Source organism: Fischerella muscicola PCC 7414 (assembly GCF_000317205.1).
Lineage (GTDB): Bacteria > Cyanobacteriota > Cyanobacteriia > Cyanobacteriales > Nostocaceae > Fischerella > Fischerella muscicola.
The window spans coordinates 1-4,289 of record NZ_AJLK01000049.1; the positions used below are offsets into that span (position 1 = coordinate 1).

2 protein-coding genes are annotated in these 4,289 nt (G+C 42.9%); both read right to left on the reverse strand.

Going from position 1 to position 4,289, the window contains the following annotated elements:
- Positions 1-127 precede the first annotated feature (127 nt).
- Positions 128-3,748 (reverse strand): two-partner secretion domain-containing protein, encoded by a 3,621-nt coding sequence (locus UYI_RS0107315; protein ID WP_016866029.1) that lies wholly within the window; start codon positions 3,746-3,748, stop codon positions 128-130.
- A gap of 213 nt (positions 3,749-3,961) precedes the next feature.
- Positions 3,962-4,138: a hypothetical protein gene (locus UYI_RS38745; RefSeq protein WP_235147918.1), complete on the reverse strand. Its 177-nt coding sequence runs from the start codon at positions 4,136-4,138 to the stop codon at positions 3,962-3,964.
- Positions 4,139-4,289: the final 151 nt, after the last annotated feature.

Sequence of the window (4,289 nt, forward strand, 5' to 3'; positions counted from 1 at the left end):
GCGGGGTGAGGTTCATTAGTAACGCACCCTACCAGATGAAAGGAGAGGGGTGCCGAAGGCGGGGTGAGGTTCATTAGTAACGCACCCTACCAGATGAAAGGAGAGGGGTGCCGAAGGCGGGGTGAGGTTAAAATGCAGGACAAGCAGCATTTGCTTGAGAACTACGTTCAGGTGTGCTAGTAGTTGTGGGGTCGTAAGCTGTTAGGACTACTTCGCCTTTATTATTAAATACCCATCCTTGGGCTGGAGTAATAGATTTGGCATTAGTATGATTTACCGATTGCTTGTTTATTGCAGATTGGGAATTACTACTGCTGGTTGCAGCAGGATTTACTAAATCGACGCGCACATTATCACTGCTGAAATTGTCATTGGGACTAGAAGGTAAACCACCGCGTCCCGTGACTATAAACTCGCTACCACTGCCTTTTTGACAGGGATTTTGGGCGATTTGATCACTTGCATCTGCAAGATTTTCTGGTAATTCCACTAATCCTTGACTGGGGTCAACATCTGCGGTGTCGATTTGGACTGTACCACCAAACTCAGGACTTGCGCCTGTGGCTGTGATGTCACTTTCTGGGGTCGGTTGATCTCGAAACTGAGTACCAAAAATGGCGTCAGCCGTGATCAATACTCTACCGCCAAAGCTTTCTTGAGAATTGGCGCTGATGTCGCTATTTTCGAGAGCAACTAAGTTACCAGTATCAATAGTTATATTTCCACCTGTGGCTGTGCCTGTGGCGTTAGTAGTGATATTACTGTTGCGACGCAAGATTAAATCACGGGAATTGAGGAAGATGTTACCTTGACCACCTTGTGTCTGGGCGCTAATGAAGGCTCCGTTATCTAGTCGAATATCCTTAGTAGTTGTGATGTCTATGTTACCTGCTTGGCGATTCTCAATGTCACTGTTGGTATTGAGTTGAGCAGCATCGAGCAAAAAGGAATTAGCATTAATTTTGATACTACCAGCATTTCCTTGACCAGAAGTGCTGGAAATAAGTTGTCCACTATCACTGACAAATAGTGAACCTGTGGCAATTTCAATATTTCCTGCATTTCCGATTGCCCCATTTTCAACATTACTAAAAATACCACTGCGGCTAAAATTGCCAGTGAAGTCAGGCTTATTACTGGCTCCTGCGATATTAATTGTATCAGTGATATTTAGCTTCACGTTGCCAGCTTCTCCAATTCCACCGGGTTGTGTATCAGATTCTTCACGGATAAAGGTACTTAAAATGCCACCATTGGTTAATGAAAGGGAGTTAGCAGTAATGGTGATATCTCCACCTTTGCCCTCTCCTCCTGCTTCCACAGTGGTGAAGATTGCACTGGGGAATCCTTCGTTATCTGTGCCGTCAAAAGAGACTGTACCAGTGGGAGCATTAATTGTTACATTACCTGCATTACCTTTTCCAAATGTGTTGGAACTTAGTTGGTTCCCACCACCGACGAAAAGTGAACCTGTAGTCATTTCGATGTTGCCAGCGTTACCCGTTGCTCCACTTCCCACATCGCTGTTGATACCACTGCTGGCAATAATGCCCCTAGAATCAGGTATATTACTTTCTCCTACTATCTGAATAGTCTCACTAATATTTAGCTTCACATTTCCCGCATTACCGATACCACCAGGTTCTGTGTCGGAAGCTCCATTAACACTGGTATTTAGTCTACCCCCATTAGTTAATGAAAGTGACCTAGCGGTAATGCTTATGTCTCCACCTTTACCCACAGATCCCGAACTTACAGTGGTAAAAGCTGCACTAGGAAATCCTGCATTGTCTGTGCTATCAAAAGAAACTGTACCAGTAGGAGCATTAATTGTGATATTACCAGCATTTCCTTTATTGAAGGTTTCGGCAAGTAATTGACCTCCATTGGTGACAGAAAGAGATCCCGTAGTAATGTTGATGTTACCTGCATTACCTTCTCCCGAAGAGCGAGAAACTAACACAGAACTATCTAGATTGAAAAACTCAGAAACATTTACTTCAATATCCCCAGCATTAGCTGGCCCATTTTCTCCCGCAAATCCAGCAGTGGTAGTAGACAAGCTAGCACCATTAGTTAGGGAGAGCGATCGCGCGTTGATCTTAATATCACCACCTTGGCCAGTACCAACATCATCAACTCCCAACAAATTTGATTCACCAAAAACAGATGTGCTGGCTGATGTTCCTACGCCATCCAAGGAGACAGTTGCATCAGGAGCGTCAATGATGATATTGCCTGCATCTCCAGAAGAAGAAGTAGAGGCTAGCAAGGAAGAACTGTTAACGATAGAGACAGAATTAGCAGCGTTAATCTGGATATTTCCCGCATTTCCTTGCCCAGATGTAGAGGTATTTATTCCAAAATCGTTAGATAACGAAAGCGATGGCGTATTGATAATTATATTGCCTGCATTTCCAGAGGACGAGGTCAGGGCTGAAAGGACTGAGTTACTACCGTTTAACGAGACAGACTCAGAAGCGTTAATCTCAATATTGCCTCCATTTCCTTGTCCAAGGGTGGAAGTAAGGAGGGCAAAATTTGATAAAGAGAGCGATCGCGTGTTGATGGTAATATTACCAGCGTTTCCTGTAGCTAAATCTGCTACAAGACTGACAATTCCGCTATTAAATCCTTCTAATCCCTGCAATGATACTCTGTCTGTAGCTGTGATTGTTACATTGCCGGCATTTCCTTGTCCAAAAGCACCAGAACCAATTACAAAACGACCAGTACCTTCCAAGATACTGGTGTTGATCGCTATATCTCCCGCTTTTCCTACCAATGGAACATTGATGATGGAGATACTGGAGTTAGAATCTCCCTCAATTCTGACCCTATCTGTAGCATTAATGACAATATCACCAGCCTGAGCATCAGAATTAGCATCTGATGGAATTCCGGCAAATAATCCGCTTCCAGTAGAAATGTCTAAATTTCGCGCATTAACGGCAATACTACCTCCTTGTCCGATGACACTGACGTTAGCTTGATTACTGAGTGTGACATTACCTCTAGCCACGTTATTGGGAAAAGTCAAACTACCATCAGGATTAAACCCAACTGTTCCAGCTTCTGCTAATCCTCCTAACTCAATTCGTCCTTCTGGTGCTGCTAATAGCCCACCGTTGAGGCTAACGTCACCACCTATCAAACTCAGAGATTGCCCAGACTGCACTTCCAGGCTGCTGTTACTGGTAATATTGCCAGGATTATCCCGAAATCTTAAACCTATGGGAATATTAATAGTTAATTGGGGAACTGGTTGCAGGTTGCTGGCACTGAATTCAAAGTTGTCAAATAATACACTATCGGCCGTACTGCCAAAAAATGAGCCACCACGTAAATCCAGACTTGCATTAGGCCCAAAAAAAACCCCTTTGGGGTTGAGTAAAAACAGATTTGCATTACCTAAGACACCAAGCCTACCGAGAATGTTAGAAGGATTATTGCCTGTGACTCTGGTGAGAATATTAGTTATATTAGCCGGATTAGAAAAATAGGCTCCTCTACCTGCATCAATATTAAATTCTTGAAAGCTGTGAAATAAATTTGACCCACGAATCGCACCTCCATCAACGCGATCGCTTTGTAAACCATTAATCACATCTGGGTTGACAGTTGAACTTTCCACACCCAGACTGTTATCTGGTATGATTTGGGCTGTTGCAGTAGTGATAGACGCAAAGTTGCTAATCGTGTATAAGGACAAGGTAGTGAGAGGGAGTAGGTAACGGAGCAATTTCATCACTAGTGCCTCAAGAGATTGTGGGGGAAGAAGACAGCAATCTTTAAACTTTGATACACATGAGATACATATAAGATAATATGGCAATTTTGCTACTCATACCATTTCACGTTAATCACGATACATTTAAATCCTGTACCAGACGTGCCATGGCACGTCTCTACAACACAAATATGTTTCACGTTTTAAGGGAATTGGTATGATGTGTTCGACTCATGTCGTTCTTTTTTCCTGCGATCGCTCTTCAATCTCCAAGTCTCTGACTTCAAACAGCAAACTTCTCACCTGAAACAGAAAATTTCTCACTTCAAACAAGAAACTTTTCGCTTGAAACAAGAAAATTTTCACTTGAAACAAGAAACTTCTCGCTTGAAACAGGAAACTTTTCATTTCAAACAGAAAATTTCTCACTTCAAACAGCAAAATTTAAACTTTGAACTTGAAAGGTCAAGGTAATGATTACACTTGTGTAATTATTTATAGCGGTTCTCAGTTGCGTTACCTACAGAACCTCACCCCGCCCTATCGGGCACCCCTCTCC